Here is a 17,975-nt window from a genome sequence, read left to right as displayed (position 1 = left end):
GGGGAGCGCGAGCCGTCCTCGTGGCCACTAGCCTGGACCCATGATCCCCCGCTCGCGCGCCACCGGACGAGCCGTCGCCTACCAGGTCTTCTACCGGTTGCCGCTGCCGCTGCGGCGCCGCCTGGTCCGGCTGGCCGTGCCGAAGTACATCGTCGGCGCGGTGACCCTGGTCCGCGACGCCGAGGCCGAGGGGGTGGGCCGGTTGCTGCTGCTGCGCCAGCCGCCCGGCAACGGCTGGACCCTCCCGGCCGGGCTGCTGCAACGCGGCGAGGCGCCGGTGGTCGGCGCCGCCCGGGAGCTGTTCGAGGAGTCCGGGATCCGGCTCTCGCCCCGGCAGCTCCAGCCGGCCGTGCCGAACGCCGTGGTGCACGCCAAGGGCTGGGTGGACGTGGTGTTCACCGCCGAGGTGCCGGCGTCGACCACGGAGCTGAAGGTCGACGGCGCGGAGGTCTTCGAGGCGGCCTGGCACCCGCTGGACGACCTGCCCCGGCTGACCTGGCCGACGGCGCGCCTGCTCGCCTACTACGACATCGGCCCGCTGGCCGGCCAGTTCCCACCACCGGTCCCGGACACCACACCGTGAACCACCGCGCGCGGCGGAACCCCGGCGTGAGCGGGTCGGTCGGGCCCCACGCCGGGGCGCCACGCCTCCGGCGCGCAACGACGCGGAGTGCCGGCGTGAGCACGCTCGCCGCCGCGACCGCACGCGCCGGCACGGAACCACGCGGAGCGCCGGCGTGACCGGGCCGGCCCGGCCCGACGTCTGCGCCGTGGTGCTCGCCGCCGGCGAGGGCACCCGGCTGCGGCCGCTGACCGAGCGGGTGCCCAAGGCGCTCTGCCCGGTGGGCAACGTACCGCTGCTCGACCGCGCGCTGGCCCGGCTGGCCGGGCTCGGCCTGACCGGGCCGGACCGGGTAGCGGTCAACGCCTGCTACCTCGGCGACCAGGTGGTCGCGCACGTGGGCGACCGGGCCCACGTCTCGGTCGAGCCGGGCGATCCGTTGGGCACCGCCGGCGGCGTCGGCAACCTGCGGGACTGGATCGCCGGGCGCGGGGTGCTGGTCGGCAACGCCGACGCCTACCTGCACGACCCGGCCGCCGCGCCGGGGCCGGACGTCGCCGCGCTGCTGCACGGCTGGGACGGCGAGAGCGTACGCCTGCTCGGTCAGCCCGCCGCGGACCCGGCGGCCCCCGGCACCTTCGACGGCCACGCGTTCACCGGTTTCTCGCTGCTGCCGTGGCGGCTGGTGCGGGACCTGCCGGCGGAGTTCGGCGACCTGGTCCGGGCGGTGTGGCGGCCGGCGGAGGCGGCCGGGGCGCTGACCGTGGTGCCGTACGCCGGCACCTTCTACGACACCGGCACCCCGGCGGACTACCTCGCGGCCAACCTGCACGCCGCCGGAGCCGGCAGCCTGGTCGACCCGACGGCCACGGTGACCGGCCGGTGCCACCGGTCGGTGATCGGCGCCGGGGCGAGCGTGCTCGGCGACGTCGAGCGCGTCGTGGTCTGGCCCGACGCCCGGGTGGCGGCCGGCGAACGACTCCGCGACGCCATCCGCGCCACCCCCGAGCTCACCGTCCCGGCAACACCCCCGAGCCGGTGACCTGCCGGCCAGGGGCGGGTCGGATCGCCGGGGCCAGACCGGCGGACCGTCATCCGATCACGAGCCACCGCACTAGCATGAGCGACGACGTCGACGAACGGAGAAATGTCCCGTGATCACCGCGATCGTGCTGATCGACTGCGCCACCGACTCGATCCCCGAGGTGGCCGAGGCCCTGGCCGACCTGCCCGGCGTCAGCGAGGTCTACTCGGTGGCCGGCCACGTCGACCTGATCGCCATGGTCCGGGTGCGCGAGTTCGACCAGATCGAGCAGGTCATCGCCGGGCGCATCTCCAAGGTGCCGGGCGTGCTCAACACCGAGTCGCACATCGCCTTCCGGGCGTACTCCCAGCACGATCTGGAGGAGGCGTTCGCGATCGGCCTGGCCAACGCCGACTGAGCCCGGACAGGCGGCGACCGGCCCACCCCCGGGAGGGGATGGGCCGGCCGTCGTCCGACGTCAGCTCTCGCTCGGAACCGGCGTCTCGGTGGTGCCACCCGGGGCCGGCGACTCGGTGGTGCCGCCCGGAGCCGGGGTCTCGGTGGTGCCGCCCGGAGCCGGCGTGCCGCCCGGGCTCGGCGTGCCGGTGGCGGTGGCCTGCGGCACCGGGATGCCCAGCTGCTCGGCCAGCTGCACCAGCTCGTCGTAGTGCGCCTGGAGCGCCGGCAGCGCCGTCTGCGCCAGCTGGACCACCGACTGCTCGGTGCCCTGCGAGATCTCCGTCTGGGTGGCCTGGATGGCCTGGACGTGGCCGGCCAGCTGGCTGGTCACCCAGAGCCGGTCGAACTCCTCGCCGCTGGCGTTGTTCAGCTGGTCGATGACGGCCTGCTGGTCGGTCGTGGGCTCGGCGGGCAGTTGCACACCGAGCTGGGACGCGGTCTGCTGCACCGTCTGGTCCAGCTGGGTGTGATCCGTCTTGAACATCTCGCCCAGGTCCTTCACCCGCTGGTTCTGGCCCTTCTGCTGGGCCAGGTCACCGGTGGTGATCTCGAACAGGTTGACCTGGTGGATCGCCTGCAGATACTGGGTGTCCTGCGTCGACGGCTGCGCCGCCGCCTGGGCCGCCGCGGCGGGTGCCAGCCCCACCAGCACCAGCGCGGCCAGCAGGCCGAGGCGTTTGATACCCAACATGCTTCCCCCCCTTGAGACGTTGGACCGCACGGATACCCGACTGACCGGGGTTATTCCTGCGATCCGCCCGCCGGGACCGGCGCCGTCGTACCCGCTCAGGACGTCACGGTCCGACCGCTCCCCCGGCAGGCGGGGCGGAAACGGACGTGGCGCCCACCGGAGGACTCCGGGGGCGCCACGTCGGGGTGTCTCAGGCGGTCAGCCGCGACGCTCGCCGCTGCCGATCTCCTCCCGCTCCGGTCGGGCCTCGACCGGCGGGTGACCCGGCGACACCGGCGCCTCGGCCGGCTTCTCGATCGGGTAGAAGAAGCCCCGGATGGCCGGGCCGAGCGCGCCGAGCCGGTTCATCTTCTTCGGCACCACCCAGCCGGCGTACTCCAACTCGCCGTGCGCCTCGCCGTCGTGCCCCTGGGCCGCGCTGAGCGGCTGGTGCACCTCGACGAACCGGCCGTCCGGCAGTCGCCGGATGATGCCGGTCTCGACACCGTGGGCGAGCACCTCGCGGTCGTGCTGCTGCAGACCGAGGCAGAGCCGGTAGGTGACGTAGTAGGCCAGCGGCGGCAGCACCAGCAGACCGATCCGGCCCGCCCAGGTCATCGCGTTCAGGCTGATCTGGAACTTGTCAGCGATCACGTCGTTGGCGCCGGAGAGCGTCAGCACGACGTAGAAGGCCACCGCCATCGCGCCCACCGCGGTCCGGGCCGGCACGTCACGGGGCCGCTGGAGCAGGTTGTGGCTCCGGTAGTCCTTGAGGTGCCGCGCCTCCAGGAACGGGTAGAGCGTGGAGAGGGCCACCAGGATGCCGGGCAGCACCACCGTCGGCCAGAACAGCGGCGGGATCACGTACCCGTCGCCGATCGGGATGGGGATCTCCCACGCCGGCATCAGTCGGGTCGAGCCGTCGAGGAACATCACGTACCAGTCGGGCTGGCTGGCCGCCGAGACCACCCACGCCTCGTACGGGCCGAACAGCCAGATCGGGTTGATCTGGAACAGGCCGCCCATCAGCGCGATCACGCCGAAGACGACCATGAAGAAGCCGCCCTGCTTGAGCGCGTAGCGCGGGAACATCCGCTCGCCGACCACGTTGCCGTTGGTCCGGCCGGGGCCGGGCCACTGGGTGTGCTTCTGCTTGAACACCAGACCCAGGTGGACGCTGATCAGCGCGACCAGCAGACCCGGGATGAGCAGCACGTGGGCGATGAAGAACCGGCTGATGATGATCGTGCCGGGGAACTCCCCGCCGAAGATCGACGAGGTGACCCAGGAGCCGATCACCGGGATGGAGAGCATGATCGCCGAGGCGATCCGCAGACCGGTGCCGGAGAGGCCGTCGTCCGGCAGCGAGTAGCCGGTGAAGCCGGCCAGGAAGCCGACCCAGAACAGCAGCGAGCCGATGATCCAGTTCGTCTCCCGCGGCTTGCGGAACGCGCCGGTGAAGAAGACCCGGAGCATGTGCACCACGATCGCGGCCATGAACAGCAGCGCCGCCCAGTGGTGCATCTGCCGCATGATCAGGCCGCCCCGGACGTCGAACGAGATGTCCAGGCTGGAGGCGTACGCGGCCGACATCGGCGTGCCCCGCAGCGGGGCGTAGCTGCCGTTGTAGACCACCTCGGTCATCGCCGGCTCGAAGAAGAAGGTCAGGAAGACCCCGGTGAGCAGCAGGACGATGAACGAGAAGAGCGCGATCTCGCCGAGCAGGAAGGACCAGTGGTCCGGGAAGACCTTGTTCAGCAACCGGCGCAGCGGGGTGGCCGCCTGGAACCGGTCGTCCAGTCCCGCGGCGGTCTTGCCCGGCACCGCCGCCATGTCAAACTTTCGGCGCTTCACGGCCGCTCCCAGAAGTCGGGCCCGACGGTCTCGGTGTAGTCGGACTTCGCCACGAAGTAGCCCTCGGCGTCCACCTCGATCGGCAACTGCGGCAGCCGCCGGCTGGCCGGACCGAAGATGGGCCGGGCGTTGTCGGTGATGAGGAACTGCGACTGGTGGCACGGGCAGAGCAGACGGTTGGTCTGCTGCTCGTACAGGCTCGCCGGGCAACCGGCGTGCGTGCAGATCTTGGAGAACGCGGCGTAGTTGCCCCACATGTAGTCGCCGTGGCCCTCGCGCTCGTTGTTGCGGCGCGACTCCTGGGCGTCCGAGTCCCGCAGGTGGATCAGCAGGGTCGGCGAGTCGGCGTGCCGGTTGCTCACGCCGTGCTCGATGCCGGGGAACACGGTGAGCTGGCCGCCGGCGCTGATGTCCGCCGGGCGGACCGGCCGGCCGTCCTCGCGGACCAGCCGGATCTTCTGGCCGCCCTCGGCCGGGGCGAACCCGGTGGTGAACATCTGGTTGTTCTTGTGCGGGTCGGAGATCAGACCGCCGACCAGCGGCGCCGCGACGACCGCGCCGACCGGCGCGAGGCCGGCCAGCAGCGAGATGCCGAGCAGCGGCCGGCGCTTCACGCCCAGCTCGTCGGCCATGTAGAGCATGGTCTGGCCGGTGATGGTGCGGTCGTCCGCGGACACCGCGCCCTCGTGCCGGTCCTGGATCGAGACCTCCTTGGGCAGCAGCTTCTTGCCCCAGGTCAGGATGCCGAAGCCGATGCCGAGCAGGGCCACGCCCAGGGTGACGCCGAGCAGCGGGGTGTACCACTTGTCCCCGCCGCGGCCCGGCGCGTACTCCCACGGCCACCAGATGTAGATGATCAGGAACGCGGTCGCGGCCAGACCGGTGAGCAGGAACATCGCCGCGACGGTACGGGTCAGCCGGCGCTCGGCCTTGCTGCCCGGGACGACCTGCGGCTCGTAGTGGACGATCTCGATGTCGTCCCGCCGCGCGCCCTCCCGCACGATGTCGAAACGGGTCAGCCCGGGGGTGTTCACGTCGAGCGGTTCCCGGCCCTGCTGGGCCTGGTGCTCGGTGTGCGTGCTCATGCCGTCACCTCGCTACGTGCGGTGCCGAGCCGCGGCACCACAGCACTGAAACCAACGATCCGCCCGGTCACGACTTGCCCGCAATCCACAGGCTCGTGAAGACCAGCGCGACGATGCCCACCAGGAAGATCGCCAGGCCCTCGGTGGAGGGGCCGTACCGGCCGAGGTTGAAGCCGCCCGGGTCCTGGTCGTGCTTCAGCGTCTGCTGGATGTAGGCGATGATGTCCGCCTTCTGCTCCGGGGTGATCTGGTTGTCCCCGAAGACCGGCATGTTCTGCGGGCCGCTCAGCATGGCGGCGTAGATCTGCCGGTCGGTGGCCGGCCGCAGGCTCGGCGCGTACTTGCCGGAGGAGAGGGCGCCGCCGCCACCGCCGAAGGCGTGGCACTGCGAGCAGTTGATCCGGAACAGCTCGCCACCGGCGGCGATGTTCCCGTCCTCGTGCAGGTTGGCGCCCTCGGGCACGACCGGCCCGCCGCCGAGCTCCTGGATGTACTGGGCCAGCTGGCGGGTCTGCTCGTCGGTGAAGAGCTCCGGCTTGCGCTGCGCCTGGGCCTCCTGCCGGGCCATCGGCATGCGGCCCGTGCCGACCTGGAACTCCACCGAGGCCGCGCCGACGCCGATCAGGCTCGGCCCGCGTCCCTCGACACCCTGCGCGTTGCGACCGTGGCAGGTCACACAGCTCACGTCGAACAGCGCCTTGCCCTCCGCGGCGGCGCCGGTCAGCGGCGGATTGTCCTGCGCCTGCACGCCGGGGGCGAAGACGGTGTAGGCGCCGCCGGCCAGCATCAGCGCGGCCAGCAGCCGGACCGCGGCACCCAGCCGGCGGCGGCCCCTGCTGCGCGCTACGGGCCGCCCGCGCAGCCGCGCGAGCAGACCGCGTCGGCGGTCGTTGTCAGAAGTCATGACCTGTGTCCTTAACCGGTTGGACCTTGTGTCTCAGGGGACGGAGCAGCGACGCGATTCGTGACGCGCCAAGATCACTGAAGCCAGTAGATCATGGCGTAGAGGCCGATCCACACCACGTCGACGAAGTGCCAGTAGTACGACACGACGATCGCGGACGTGGCCTGCGCCGGGGTGAACCGGCCCATGGTGGTGCGGATCATGAAGATGATGAAGGCGACCAGACCGCCGGTCACGTGCAGACCGTGGAAGCCGGTGGTCAGGTAGAACATCGACCCGTAACCGTCTTCGTTGATCTTGATGCCCTCGTGCACCAGCTCGCGGTACTCGTTGAGCTGGCCGAGCACGAAGATCAGGCCCATCACGAAGGTGATCGTGAACCAGCGCCGCAGGGCGTGGACGTCACCCTTCTCGGCGGCGAACACACCGAGCTGGCAGGTCACCGAGGACAACACCAGGATCACCGTGAAGGTGGTCGCGTACGGGATGTTGAGGTGCTCGGTGTGCTCCGCCCACTGCTCCGGCGCCGCCGCGCGGATGGAGAAGTACATCGCGAACAGCGCCGCGAAGAACATGAGTTCGCTGGAGAGCCACACGATCGTCCCGACGCTGACCATGTTGGGTCGGGTCAGGGAGTGGATCCGGCTCTTGTCAATGGCTGGGGCCGCAGTCACGCGGTCATTATTGCCCTTGACCGGGGCCGGCGATCAGCGGGGGGCCAAACCGGTGGCCTCCGTGGCCCGATAGGGGTCGTCCGCTTCGCCTGACCTAGGCTGAAAAGCGTGCTGCACGTCGATCGGATCTCCGCCGCCACCTCGGTCGCCGCCTCGGCGGGAGGTGAGCCGACCCCACCGCCGTTCACCGTGACCTCGGTCTTCACCGAGACCCGGCTGGACAGCTGGCTCGCCGTCGGCCTGGTGCTGGCCGCCGGCATCTACCTCTACGGGGTGCACCGGCTGCGGCTGCGCGGCGACCGCTGGCCGGTCTCCCGGACGGTCTTCTTCCTCGGCCCCGGCCTGGGCGGCATCGCGTTGGTCACGGTCAGCGGCCTGCACGCGTACGACACCGCGCTGCTGTCGGTGCACATGGTGCAGCACATGGTGCTGTCGATGATCTCGCCGATCTTCCTCGCCCTGGGCGCCCCGATGACGCTCGCGCTGCGCACCCTGCCGCAGCGGCCGCGCAAGCGCCTGCTGGCGATCGTGCACAGCCGGATCGCGCGGGTCTACAGCTTCCCGCTGGTGGCGTTCGCGATCTTCGTGGTGAACCCGTTCGCGCTCTACTTCACCGACCTCTACCGGTTCACCCTGGAGCACGCCTGGGCGCACGAGCTGGTGCACGCGCACTTCATCCTGACCGGCTGCGTGTTCTTCTGGCCGCTGCTCGGTCTCGACCCGCTCCCCGGCCGCTGGCCGTACCCGGCGCGGGCGCTGCTGATGCTGCTCTCGGTGCCGTTCCACACCGTGCTCGGGCTCACCATCATGCAGAGCAGCACGCTCTTCGGCGGCGACTGGTACCCGTCGCTCGGGCTCGGCTGGGCCGACCCGTGGGACGACCAGGTGCTCGCCGGCGGCATCCTGTGGGCCGGCGGCGAGTTCGTCAGTGTGACCATGCTCGCCGTGCTGGTCGTGCAGTGGATGAAGCAGGCCGAGCGGGAAGCCCGCCGGATCGACCGCGAGCTGGACCGCCAGGAGGCCCGCCAGCGCGCCGCGGAGTCCGCGGCCTGAGCTGCGCCGACGGTACGCCCCGGGGGCACCCCCGGGCGGGACGTCACGCACCTCACACCGACCGGTACGATCAGCGGGCAGCTACGAGGTGGGAGCCAGTCCAACCATGAGCGATCGTTCGTGCACCATCCTGCTCTACAGCGACGACCCGCAGGTCCGTGACCAGATGCGGCTCGCCGTGGGCACCCGGCCGGCGCCCGGCCTCCAGGTCGAGTTCGTCGAGGCCAGCAACTACGCCGAGTGCGTCCGACTGGTCGACGACTACGAGATCCACCTGCTCCTGCTCGACGGCGAGGCCAGCCCGGGTGGCGGCCTCGGCATCGCCCGGCAGATCAAGGACGACCGCGAGGACGCTCCCCCGACCTGCGTGGTCATCGCCCGCGCCGCCGACCGATGGCTCGCCGCGTACGCCGAGGTCGACGCCACCCTGGTGCATCCGCTCGACCCGGTGACCACCGGCACCACGGTGGCCGAGCTGCTGCGGACGCACGCCCCCGCCTGACGTCCCCGCACCCGGCCCCGCCACGGCGTCGGGCCGACCGGCGCCGGATCCGTCCACCCGCACCCGCTCGCTTCGCTCGGGAGGCCCACCATGGGCGATCGGACCTGGCCGCACCTGCTCAACGCGCTGCTGCGTGGCGAGGAGCTGTCCACCGCCGACACCGCCTGGGCGATGGGCGAGATCATGTCCGGCGCCGCCTCCGCGGCCCAGATCGCCGGCTTCGCGGTCGGCCTGCGGGCCAAGGGCGAGACCTCGGCCGAGCTGGCCGGGCTGGTCGAGGCGATGCTCGGCCGGGCGGTCCAGGTCGAGCTGCCCGACGAGCTGCGGGCCACCGCGCTCGACGTGGTGGGCACCGGCGGTGACCTCGCCCACACGGTCAACATCTCCACGATGACCGCGCTGGTGGTGGCCGGCGCGGGCGTACGGGTGGTCAAGCACGGCAACCGGGCCGCCTCCTCGTCCTGCGGCACCGCCGACCTGCTGGAGTTCCTCGGCGTCCCGCTCGACCTCGGCCCCGAGGGCGTGGCCCGGTGCGTCACCGAGGCCGGCATCGGGTTCTGCTTCGCCGCCCGGTTCCACCCCGGCATGCGGCACGCCGGCCCGGTCCGGCGCGAGCTGGGCGTGCCCACCGCCTTCAACTTTCTCGGCCCGCTCACCAACCCGGCCCGGCCCCGGGGCGGCGCGGTGGGCTGCTTCGACCTGCGGATGGCCCCGGTGATGGCCGGCGTCTTCGCCGCCCGGGGCGACTCGGTGCTGGTCATGCGCGGCGAGGACGGCCTGGACGAGTTCACCACCGCCGCGCCGACCCGGGTCTGGGTGGCCCAGGGCGGCACCGTACGAGAGGCCGTGCTCGACGCGGTCGACCTCGGGGTACCCCGGTCCACCCTCGCCGACCTGCGGGGCGGGGACGCCGCCTACAACGCCGAGGTGGCCCGGCGCCTGCTCGCCGGCGAGACCGGCCCGGTCCGCGACGCCGTACTGGTCAACTCGGCGGCCGCGCTGGCCACCCAGGGGCCGCTCGACGGCGACCTGATCGAGGCGCTGCGCGCCGGGATGGCGCGGGCGGCCGAGTCCATCGACTCCGGCGCGGCCGCCGCCGTCCTCGACCGCTGGATCGCCACCGCCCGCTCCCTCTGACCATCCCGCCCGCTCGGTGCCGGCGTACCGGCCCCGCCGGTCGCGGCATGTCGCGGTGACCCCGCGCCGGGTCGGCACGACATGCCACACCCCGAGCCCTCGACGCCCAGGCCAGACCGCTCGGCCGGCGGGTGACGGGGGACATGTCGGACCCGCGTGCCAAACTACAGCCGAGTAGTTTTCCGTTCCCGGCGCGCGCCGCGGTGCCCGTCGGGAGCCCGGAGGGAGAGGAGGCGTCCCCCATGCCGGATCGCGAACTCCACTGCGACACCTGCGCGGGCGTCCAGCTGTTCGAGGCGCCGCCCTGCGTCGACGACCACGGTGCCGACTGCCCCGAGCTGATCTGCACCCGCTGCGGCTCCGCCGTGCTGATCGCCACCTTCGCGTTCCGCGCCGCCCGCCTGGCCGACCGGCACCGTCCGCGCCCGCTCCACCGCCGCGCCGCCTGACGACACGGCGCCCGGCCGCCGCTCCTTGATCCACTCGGTTTCGGCGATATCGCGGTATCCGGGTCGCCACGACCCCCCGATATCGGCGATGTGGAGTGGATCAAGCGGGCCATGACCCGGGCCGACGAGTCGGCCGGCGAGATCACCCCGGACGGCGCGAAGCCCGCCACCCCGGAGGGTGGCGGGCTTCGTCAGGATCGTCCGGCGGAGCCGGGTCAGTGCTCGGCGGTGCGCCGGGTACCGGTGTAGTACTCGAAGAGCAGGCCGCAGGCGGCGAAGACGACCGCCACCAGACCCACGCCCAGCAGCCAGAACTGCCAGAACACCAGGCCGAGGCCGGCGATCGAGGCGGACAGCGCGATGCCGAACGGCCAGTAGCTGCCCGGGCTGAAGAAGCCGACCTCGCCCGCGCCGTCGGCGATCTCGGCGTCCGGCCGGTCCTCCGGGCGCAGGTCGATGCGGCGGGAGACGAACCAGAAGAAGCCGCCGCACATCGCGCAGAGCAGGAACGACAGCAGCAGGGCAGTGGTGCCCACCCACTCGACGCCGCCGGACTCACCGGCCGTCCAGGCGCCGTACAGGACGGTCGCGAAGAGCAGGAACCCGGCGATGATCAGGAAGATACGCCACTCGGTCTTCATGCCCGCTCCCTCAGCTTCCCGCGGTTGCCGGAGCGTTGTCCGGGTTGAAGTTGGCCTCGGTGCGCCGCGTCTCGAACGGCCGGGTGGTCGTGGCGTACGGCTCCTCGCCGATGGCCGTCAGCGCCTCCTGCGTCGACTTGCCGTCCTGCTTGGCCGCGAGGAACTGCTCGTACTTCTCCGGCGACACGACCCGCAGCTCGAAGTTCATGAACGCGTGGTAGCTGCCGCAGAGCTCGGCGCAGCGACCCACGTAGGCGCCCTCGGTGTCCAGGCTGGAGACCTCGAACACGTTGCGGATCTTGCCCGGCATGACGTCCCGCTTGAAGAGCATCTCCGGCACCCAGAACGAGTGGATGACGTCGCGGCTGGTCTCCTCGAACCGGATGGACCGGTCGGTCGGCAGCACCAGGATCGGGATGACCTCGCTGGTGCCCAGCGTCGAGGCGACGGTGTTGGCCTCCGGGCCCTGGCCGTCGCGGTAGTTGAACTGCCAGTTCCACTTGAAGGCGACCACCTCGACGGTGACGTCGGGGTTCTTGGTCGTCTTCACCACGTCGGTCTGCACGATCGCCGTGTAGTAGAAGAGCACGGAGACGATCAGGATCGGCGCGATGGTGTAGAGGAACTCCATCGGCATGTTGTAGCGGGTCTGCACCGGCAGCTCGTTGCCCCGCTTGCGGTAGCGGACGACGCACCAGAAGATCAGGCCCCACACGAAGACGCCGACCGCGAGCGCCGCGATGCACGAGGCGATCCACAGGTCGTACATCCGGTGGGACTCCGGCGAGATGCCACCCTGCGGCCAGCCGAAGCCGTCGAACGCCGCGCCGACGTCGCAGCCCGTGAGCAGGACCAGCAGCGCCGCCCCGCCGAGACCGAGCCCGGCGACCCGACCAGCACCACGCCGCCGGCGCCCACCGGCTCCTGGGGAAGCGCTGTGCCGTACGGCCGTCGGCCGTACCTCCGAACTCCTTGCGACCACCTGGTCCTGCCTCCCTAGCGCGCCGCGGTGTCTGTTCTCCTCTGCCGCCCCATCGGGCGGAGCGACAGCACCGGCGGCAAAGGCGTCACCGACGGTCGCAGATTACTCGACCATGACGGGCTGGACCGTGTTGGGGTCACTCTCCGCCCCCATCGGGGGGATCTTGGGCGTAGCGGCGCGATAGCGTGGACAGCCGTGAGCGCATCCCCGGTCTACCTGGACGCGGCGACCGCCGCACCGCTGCACCCGGTCGCCCGGCAGGCGCTGCTGGCCGCGCTCGACGACGGCTGGGCCGACCCGGGCAAGCTCTACGCGCAGGCCCGCCGGGCCCGCCAGCTCCTCGACGCGGCGCGGGCCGCGACCGCCGAGACCCTGGGCGTACGCCCCGACGAGCTCTCCTTCACCGGCAGCGGTACGACCGCCGCGCACGCGGCAGTCCTCGGCGGCCTGGCCGGGCGGCGCCGGGTCGGCCCGATCCTGGTGCACTCGGAGATCGAGCACTCCGCCGTGCTGCACGCGGCCGAGCGGCACACCGCCGCCGGCGGCACCGCGCTCGGGGTGCCGGTGGACCGACTCGGCCGGCTGGACGTCGCCGCCTGGGAGACGGCGGTCCACGCCCCCGGGGTCGCGCTGGCCGCGCTGATCGCCGCCAGCCACGAGGTGGGCACCGTCCAGCCGGTCGAAGAGGCGGCCGTCGCCTGCGCGGCGGCCGGGGTGCCGCTCTACGTCGACGCGGCGCAGGCGGTGGGCCGGGTGCCGGTGCCGGCCGGCTGGTCGGTGCTGACCGCCAGCGCGCACAAGTGGGGTGGCCCGGCCGGGGTGGGGCTGCTGGTGGTGCGCAAGGGCACCCGCTGGGAGTCCCCCTGGCCGGCCGACGAGCGGGAGTCCGGCCGTACGCCGGGCGCGCTGAACCTGCCGGCGGTGGTGGCGGCGGCGGCCAGCCTGCGCGCGGCGGCGGCCGACGCGGCGGCCGAGGCGGCCCGGCTGGCGCCGCTGGTGGACCGGATCCGGGCCCGGGTGGCGGCGGAGGTGCCGGACGTGGAGGTGGTGGGTGATCCCGGTCACCGGCTCCCCCACCTGGTCACCTTCTCCTGCCTGTACGTCGACGGCGAGGCGCTGCTGCACGCGCTGGACCGGCGCGGCTTCGCCGTCTCGTCCGGCTCGTCGTGCACCTCGTCGACGCTGCGCCCGTCGCACGTGCTGGAGGCGATGGGCGTGCTCTCGCACGGCAACGTGCGGATCTCGCTGCACCGGGAGACGACCGAGGCGGACGTGGAGCGGTTCCTCGCCGAGCTGCCCGGGATCGTCGCCGACCTGCGAACCGAGGCGGGGGTGGTGGGGCTGTGACCGCGCCGCGGGAGGTACTGGACTGTCGCGGGCAGCGCTGCCCGCTGCCGGTGATCGCGGTCGCCCGGCGGCTGCCCGAGCTGCCGGTGGGCACCGTGGTGCGGGTGCTGGCCGACGACCCGGCGGCGGCGGTGGACATCCCCGCCTGGTGCCGGATGCGGGGACAGGAGTTCCTCGGCAAGGTCACCGGCGAGGACGGCCCCGCCTACGACGTCCGCCGCCAGCACTGACCCCGGGAAGCAGCACGCGGTCGCGGCGGGCGTCGGACGCCCGCCACGACCGCGTGGTCGACGACAGCGGCCCGGTCAGGGCAGCAGGTGCGGCCGCACCTCGTCGGCGGCGACGTCGCCGTACGACTCGGCGAGGCGCTTGACGAACAGGTCGCGCCGGACCTGGTACTCCTGGGTGCCGACGGTCTCCAGCACCAGGGTGGCCAGCAGGGAGCCCACCTGGGCGGCCCGCTCCAGGCCGAGCCCCCAGGAGAGCGCGGTGAAGAAGCCGGCGCGGAAGCCGTCGCCGACGCCGGTCGGGTCGACCGCCTGGGTCTCCCGGGCGATCGGCACGTGGATCGGGTCGATGCCGCGGCCGGCGATCTCCACGCCGTGCTTGCCCAGCGTGGTGACCCGGATCTTGACCAGGTCGAGCAGCTGCTCGTCGCTCAGGCCGGCCTTGCTCTGCAGCAGCGACTTCTCGTAGTCGTTGGTCATCAGGTAGTCGGCGCCGTCGATCAGCGCGATGACGTCCTCACCCGGCATCCGGGCCAGCTGCTGGGACGGGTCGGCGGCGAACGCGAAACCGCGCTCCCGGCACTCGGCCGAGTGCCGCAGCATCGCCTCCGGGTCGTTGGCGCTGACCAGCACCAGGTCGAGCCCGCCGAGCCGGTCGGCGACCGGGGCCAGTTCGATGTTGCGCGCCTCGCTCATCGCCCCGGCGTAGAAGGAGGCGATCTGGCACATGTCGGTGTCGGTGGTGCAGACGAAGCGGGCGGTGTGCGCCACCTCGCTGATGTGCACCGACTCGCAGTCGACGTTGTGCCGCTCGAGCCACGAGCGGTAGTCGGCGAAGTCCGCCCCGACCGCGCCGAGCAGCACCGGGCGCAGGCCGAGCTGACCCATGCCGAAGGCGATGTTGGCGGCCACCCCGCCCCGGCGCAGCACCAGGTCGTCCACCAGGAAGGAGAGGGACACCTTGTGCAGCTGGTCGGCGATGAGCTGGTCGGCGAAGCGGCCGGGGAAGCTCATCAGGTGGTCGGTGGCGATCGAGCCGGTCACCGCGATCTTCATGTCAACCCTCAGGGTCGGGAGCAGGGCGCGGGTCAGCCTACCGGCCGCCGCAAGACCGGGCGACCGCACGGTTGCACATCGCCGACGGCCAGGTGAACGGCCACGCCGCCGCCAGCAGGCGTACCGGCGCGGGCGGGTGGCCGGGCGGCGGGGCGCACGGTTGAACGGTCACCGCCCGCCCGACGGCCGCCGGGCCGGACACGGCGGCGGCCCGGGACGGCGCGACCCGGACGCGGCTGCGCGGCCGGGGAAAACGGGCCGCGGACGGCGGCGGGGCCGTCCCTGCCGGGACGGCCCCGCCGTCGGTGATCGGTGTCGACTCAGCTGAACGAGTCGCCGCAGGCGCAGGAGCTGCCCGCGTTGGGGTTGTCGATGGTGAAGCCCTGGGCGTCGATCCGGTCGGCGAAGTCGATGGTGGCGCCGGCCAGGTAGGGGGCGCTCATCCGGTCGACGACGACCTCGACACCGTCGTAGTCGGTGACGATGTCACCGTCGAGGGAGCGCTCGTCGAAGAAGAGCTGGTACCGCAGGCCGGAGCAGCCGCCCGGCTGCACCGCGACCCGGAGCCGCAGGTCGTCGCGGCCCTCCTGTTCGATCAGGGCCTTGACCTTCTGCGCCGCGACGTCGGTGAGGACGACGGAAGTAGGGGCCTTGGCCTCGGTCGACTCGGTCTGCGCTGGCGTGGTCACGTGGAATTCTCCCTGCGCGCGTTCGGTGTGGTCGTCCCGACCAACGTCACCCGCCGGTCAGCGATTCCCACTGTGGTCCAGTTTTCGATTGTAGGCCGCTGCGGGCCGGGGCACCCCGCGGCGTGACCTCGGGGCTTCCCCGCGCGGCGCCGGTCACACCCCGGTCACCGACTCCGGTGGCATCCGGTCACCGGCTCCCGCCACCCGGTCACCGGCTCCACTGCCGGGCCAGCCGGGCGCCGAGCTCGCGCAGCCCCTCCGCGGGCCGGCTCAGCGCCGCGGCCAGGCCGCCGCGCTCCTCGCCGCCGAAGTGCTCCACCAGGCTGTACGCGTCGGTCACCCCGGCCGCGGCGGCCTCCCGCCGGCCGGTGCTGACCTGACCGGCGAGCACCACGCACGGCAGGCCGCGGTCCCGGGCCGCGCCGGCCACCCCGGCGACCACCTTGCCGCGCAGCGACTGGTGGTCGAACGAGCCCTCCCCGGTGATCACCAGGTCCACCCCGTCCAGCGCGACGTCCAGGCCGGTGGCCCGGGTGACCAGGCCGATGCCCGACTCGCACCGGCCGCCCAGAGCGAGGATCGCCGCGCCGAGCCCGCCGGCCGCCCCGCCGCCGGGCAGCGTGCCGAGCCGCGGCGGGCAGCCGGGCAGGTCCCGCTCCAGCACGGCGGCGAAGCGCTCCAGCGCGGCGTCGAGCAGCAGCACGTCGGCCCGGTCGGCGCCCTTCTGCGGGCCGAACACGTTGCTGGCCCCGTGCAGCCCGAGCAGCGGATTGTCCACGTCGGTGGCGGCGACCAGCCGGGCGTCGCGCAGCCGGGGCGCGCCGTCGAGGCGGGCCGTGGCGGCCAGCGCGGCACCCCCGTACGGCAGGGCGAGGCCGGCCTCGTCCAGCGGCGTGACGCCGAGCGCGGTGAGCATCCCCGCGCCGGCGTCGTTGGTGCCGGAACCGCCCAGCCCGATGATCACCGTGCGCGCGCCGGCCTCCACCGCGGCGGCCACCAGCAGCCCGAGCCCGTACGAGGTGGTCGCCTTCGGGTCCCGCTCGTCGGCGGCGAGCAGGTGCAGGCCGCACGCCTGGGCGCTCTCCAGCCAGGCGGTCGACCCGCCGTCGGTGAGCAGGATCTCACCGGCCGCCGGCCGGCCCAGCGGGTCGACGGTCGGCACCGGCACCCGCCGCCCGTCCAGCGCGTCGGCGAGCACGTCGAGGAAGCCGGGACCGCCGTCGGCCAGCGGCCTGATCAGCAGCTCGTCGTCCCCGGCCACCTCGCGCCAGCCGGCGGCCACCGCGGCCGCGACCTCGGGGGCCGGCAGCGTGCCGGCGAACTTGTCCGGACAGAGCAGCACGCGCATGCCGAGCAGTGTGGCAGCCCACACCGGCGCAGGCCGCGCCGAGGCCACGCTGTGGGACCATGGGGGGCGTGACTTCGACCTGGGTAGAACCCTCCAACACCGCCACGGCGCTGCTGCTGCTCGGCCGGGGCAGCGACCCCGCCACCGAGCGTGGCGTCGAGTGTCCGGGCGACCTGCCGGCGCCCAGCGACCCGGACCTGGTGGCCCGGGCGGCGGCGGCGAAGGCGAAGCTGGGCAGCAAGGTGTTCGTGCTGGGCCACCACTACCAGCGCGACGAGGTGATCCAGTTCGCCGACGTGACCGGCGACTCGTTCAAGCTGGCCCGCGAGGCGGCCGCCCGGCCGGAGGCGGAGTACATCGTCTTCTGCGGCGTGCACTTCATGGCCGAGAGCGCCGACATCCTCACCTCGGACGCGCAGAAGGTGGTCCTGCCGGACCTGGCCGCCGGCTGCTCGATGGCCGACATGGCGGTGCTGTCGCAGGTCGAGACGGCCTGGGACGTGCTGACCGACCTGGGCATCGCGGAGCAGACCGTCCCGGTCACGTACATGAACTCCTCGGCGGACATCAAGGGCTTCGTCGGCCGCAACGGCGGCGTGGTCTGCACCTCGTCCAACGCCAGGCGCGCCCTGGACTGGGCCTTCCAGCAGGGCTCGAAGGTGCTCTTCCTGCCCGACCAGCACCTGGGCCGCAACACGGCGGTGCTGGAGATGGGCTTCTCGCTGGACGACTGCGTGCTCTACGACCCGCACAAGCCGAACGGCGGCCTCACCCCGGAGCAGCTGCGGGACGCCAAGATGATCCTGTGGCGCGGGCACTGCTCGGTGCACGGCCGGTTCACCCTCGACAGCGTCAACGACGTCCGGGAGCGGGTGCCCGGGGTCAACGTGCTGGTGCACCCCGAGTGCCGGCACGAGGTGGTCACCGCGGCCGACCACGTCGGCTCGACGGAGTACATCATCAAGACCATCGAGGCGGCCCCGGCCGGCTCGGCCTGGGCGGTCGGCACCGAGCTGAACCTGGTGCGCCGGCTGGCGCTGGCCCACCCGGACAAGCAGATCATGTTCCTCGACCGGGCGGTCTGCTACTGCTCGACGATGAACCGGATCGACCTGCCGCACCTGGTCTGGGCACTGGAGGAGCTGGTCGCCGGGCGGGTGGTCAACCAGATCACCGTCGACCCGGACACCGCGCACCACGCGCGGGTGGCGCTGGACCAGATGCTCGCCCTGCCCGGTGCGGACACCCCGCCGCCGGCACCCGCTGATCACCCTCGGTAGCGACCCTTTTACGGAATTGGGCCGGATCACCG

The 17,975-nt window shown here is 72.7% G+C and carries 20 protein-coding genes; 10 read left to right on the top strand and 10 right to left on the bottom strand.

Features of this window, described 5'->3' with window-relative positions; all coding sequences use genetic code 11:
• Positions 1-40: 40 nt before the first annotated feature.
• From Q3W71_RS23070 to Q3W71_RS23060, 3 genes are all read left to right on the top strand, one after another.
• Positions 41-583 (top strand): NUDIX hydrolase, encoded by a 543-nt coding sequence (locus Q3W71_RS23070; RefSeq protein WP_302921507.1) that lies wholly within the window; start codon positions 41-43, stop codon positions 581-583.
• A gap of 154 nt (positions 584-737) precedes the next feature.
• Positions 738-1,604 (top strand): sugar phosphate nucleotidyltransferase, encoded by an 867-nt coding sequence (locus tag Q3W71_RS23065; protein ID WP_302921506.1) that lies wholly within the window; start codon positions 738-740, stop codon positions 1,602-1,604.
• A gap of 112 nt (positions 1,605-1,716) precedes the next feature.
• Positions 1,717-2,004: an Lrp/AsnC family transcriptional regulator gene (locus Q3W71_RS23060; RefSeq protein WP_088992685.1), complete on the top strand. Its 288-nt coding sequence runs from the start codon at positions 1,717-1,719 to the stop codon at positions 2,002-2,004.
• 60 nt (positions 2,005-2,064) lie between these two features.
• Here the strand turns inward: Q3W71_RS23060 and Q3W71_RS23055 are convergent, their stop codons facing one another.
• The 5 genes from Q3W71_RS23055 to Q3W71_RS23035 form a co-directional block, all read right to left on the bottom strand.
• On the bottom strand, positions 2,065-2,736 hold the full coding sequence (locus Q3W71_RS23055; protein ID WP_302921505.1) for a DUF4142 domain-containing protein: 672 nt from the start codon (positions 2,734-2,736) through the stop codon (positions 2,065-2,067).
• Between the two features lie 198 nt (positions 2,737-2,934).
• Positions 2,935-4,569, bottom strand: a complete 1,635-nt coding sequence (locus tag Q3W71_RS23050; protein WP_302921504.1) for a cytochrome b N-terminal domain-containing protein — start codon at positions 4,567-4,569, stop codon at positions 2,935-2,937.
• Positions 4,566-5,654 (bottom strand): ubiquinol-cytochrome c reductase iron-sulfur subunit, encoded by a 1,089-nt coding sequence (locus Q3W71_RS23045; protein ID WP_302921503.1) that lies wholly within the window; start codon positions 5,652-5,654, stop codon positions 4,566-4,568. The genes Q3W71_RS23050 and Q3W71_RS23045 overlap by 4 nt, the downstream gene beginning before the upstream one ends.
• A gap of 67 nt (positions 5,655-5,721) precedes the next feature.
• Positions 5,722-6,558 carry a cytochrome c gene (locus Q3W71_RS23040; RefSeq protein WP_302921502.1) on the bottom strand — a complete coding sequence of 279 codons (837 nt, stop codon included), beginning with the start codon at positions 6,556-6,558 and terminating at the stop codon, positions 5,722-5,724.
• Between the two features lie 74 nt (positions 6,559-6,632).
• Positions 6,633-7,232 carry a heme-copper oxidase subunit III gene (locus tag Q3W71_RS23035; protein ID WP_088992680.1) on the bottom strand — a complete coding sequence of 200 codons (600 nt, stop codon included), beginning with the start codon at positions 7,230-7,232 and terminating at the stop codon, positions 6,633-6,635.
• A gap of 108 nt (positions 7,233-7,340) precedes the next feature.
• On the opposite strand from Q3W71_RS23035, the gene Q3W71_RS23030 reads away from it, so the two are divergent.
• The 4 genes from Q3W71_RS23030 (at position 7,341) to Q3W71_RS23015 (ending at position 10,373) form a co-directional block, all read left to right on the top strand.
• On the top strand, positions 7,341-8,285 hold the full coding sequence (locus Q3W71_RS23030; RefSeq protein ID WP_302921501.1) for a cytochrome c oxidase assembly protein: 945 nt from the start codon (positions 7,341-7,343) through the stop codon (positions 8,283-8,285).
• A gap of 106 nt (positions 8,286-8,391) precedes the next feature.
• Positions 8,392-8,787 carry a hypothetical protein gene (locus Q3W71_RS23025; protein ID WP_302921500.1) on the top strand — a complete coding sequence of 132 codons (396 nt, stop codon included), beginning with the start codon at positions 8,392-8,394 and terminating at the stop codon, positions 8,785-8,787.
• Between the two features lie 90 nt (positions 8,788-8,877).
• Complete coding sequence (gene trpD, locus Q3W71_RS23020; protein WP_302921499.1) at positions 8,878-9,924, top strand: anthranilate phosphoribosyltransferase; 1,047 nt, start codon at positions 8,878-8,880, stop codon at positions 9,922-9,924.
• Positions 9,925-10,166: 242 nt separating this feature from the next.
• Positions 10,167-10,373 (top strand): hypothetical protein, encoded by a 207-nt coding sequence (locus Q3W71_RS23015; RefSeq protein ID WP_302921498.1) that lies wholly within the window; start codon positions 10,167-10,169, stop codon positions 10,371-10,373.
• 215 nt (positions 10,374-10,588) lie between these two features.
• Here Q3W71_RS23015 and Q3W71_RS23010 read toward each other — a convergent pair whose 3' ends face one another.
• Entirely contained in the window at positions 10,589-11,014 is a 426-nt protein-coding gene (locus Q3W71_RS23010) for a cytochrome c oxidase subunit 4 (protein ID WP_302921497.1), read from the bottom strand.
• A gap of 10 nt (positions 11,015-11,024) precedes the next feature.
• Complete coding sequence (gene coxB, locus Q3W71_RS23005; protein ID WP_302921496.1) at positions 11,025-11,996, bottom strand: cytochrome c oxidase subunit II; 972 nt, start codon at positions 11,994-11,996, stop codon at positions 11,025-11,027.
• A 195-nt stretch (positions 11,997-12,191) separates the two neighbouring features.
• Between coxB and Q3W71_RS23000 the strand changes: the two genes are divergently transcribed.
• Together Q3W71_RS23000 and Q3W71_RS22995 are read left to right on the top strand one after the other, a co-directional pair.
• Positions 12,192-13,343, top strand: coding sequence for a cysteine desulfurase family protein (locus tag Q3W71_RS23000; protein WP_302921495.1), 1,152 nt, complete (start codon positions 12,192-12,194; stop codon positions 13,341-13,343).
• Complete coding sequence (locus Q3W71_RS22995; RefSeq protein WP_302921494.1) at positions 13,340-13,573, top strand: sulfurtransferase TusA family protein; 234 nt, start codon at positions 13,340-13,342, stop codon at positions 13,571-13,573. The genes Q3W71_RS23000 and Q3W71_RS22995 overlap by 4 nt, the downstream gene beginning before the upstream one ends.
• A gap of 75 nt (positions 13,574-13,648) precedes the next feature.
• Here the strand turns inward: Q3W71_RS22995 and Q3W71_RS22990 are convergent, their stop codons facing one another.
• The 3 genes from Q3W71_RS22990 to Q3W71_RS22980 all read right to left on the bottom strand — a co-directional run bounded on the left by Q3W71_RS22990 (position 13,649) and on the right by Q3W71_RS22980 (position 16,663).
• On the bottom strand, positions 13,649-14,626 hold the full coding sequence (locus Q3W71_RS22990; RefSeq protein WP_302921493.1) for a carbohydrate kinase family protein: 978 nt from the start codon (positions 14,624-14,626) through the stop codon (positions 13,649-13,651).
• Between the two features lie 320 nt (positions 14,627-14,946).
• Positions 14,947-15,315: an iron-sulfur cluster insertion protein ErpA gene (gene erpA, locus Q3W71_RS22985; RefSeq protein WP_088992670.1), complete on the bottom strand. Its 369-nt coding sequence runs from the start codon at positions 15,313-15,315 to the stop codon at positions 14,947-14,949.
• A 208-nt stretch (positions 15,316-15,523) separates the two neighbouring features.
• On the bottom strand, positions 15,524-16,663 hold the full coding sequence (locus Q3W71_RS22980; RefSeq protein ID WP_302921491.1) for a glycerate kinase: 1,140 nt from the start codon (positions 16,661-16,663) through the stop codon (positions 15,524-15,526).
• A gap of 68 nt (positions 16,664-16,731) precedes the next feature.
• On the opposite strand from Q3W71_RS22980, the gene nadA reads away from it, so the two are divergent.
• Positions 16,732-17,943, top strand: coding sequence for a quinolinate synthase NadA (nadA, locus tag Q3W71_RS22975; protein ID WP_302921490.1), 1,212 nt, complete (start codon positions 16,732-16,734; stop codon positions 17,941-17,943).
• Positions 17,944-17,975: the final 32 nt, after the last annotated feature.

This window comes from Micromonospora sp. C28SCA-DRY-2 (assembly GCF_030519475.1).
Lineage (GTDB): Bacteria > Actinomycetota > Actinomycetes > Mycobacteriales > Micromonosporaceae > Micromonospora.
The sequence above is the reverse complement of the archived record's forward strand: the minus strand, read 5'-3'. Positions and strand labels throughout refer to the sequence as shown.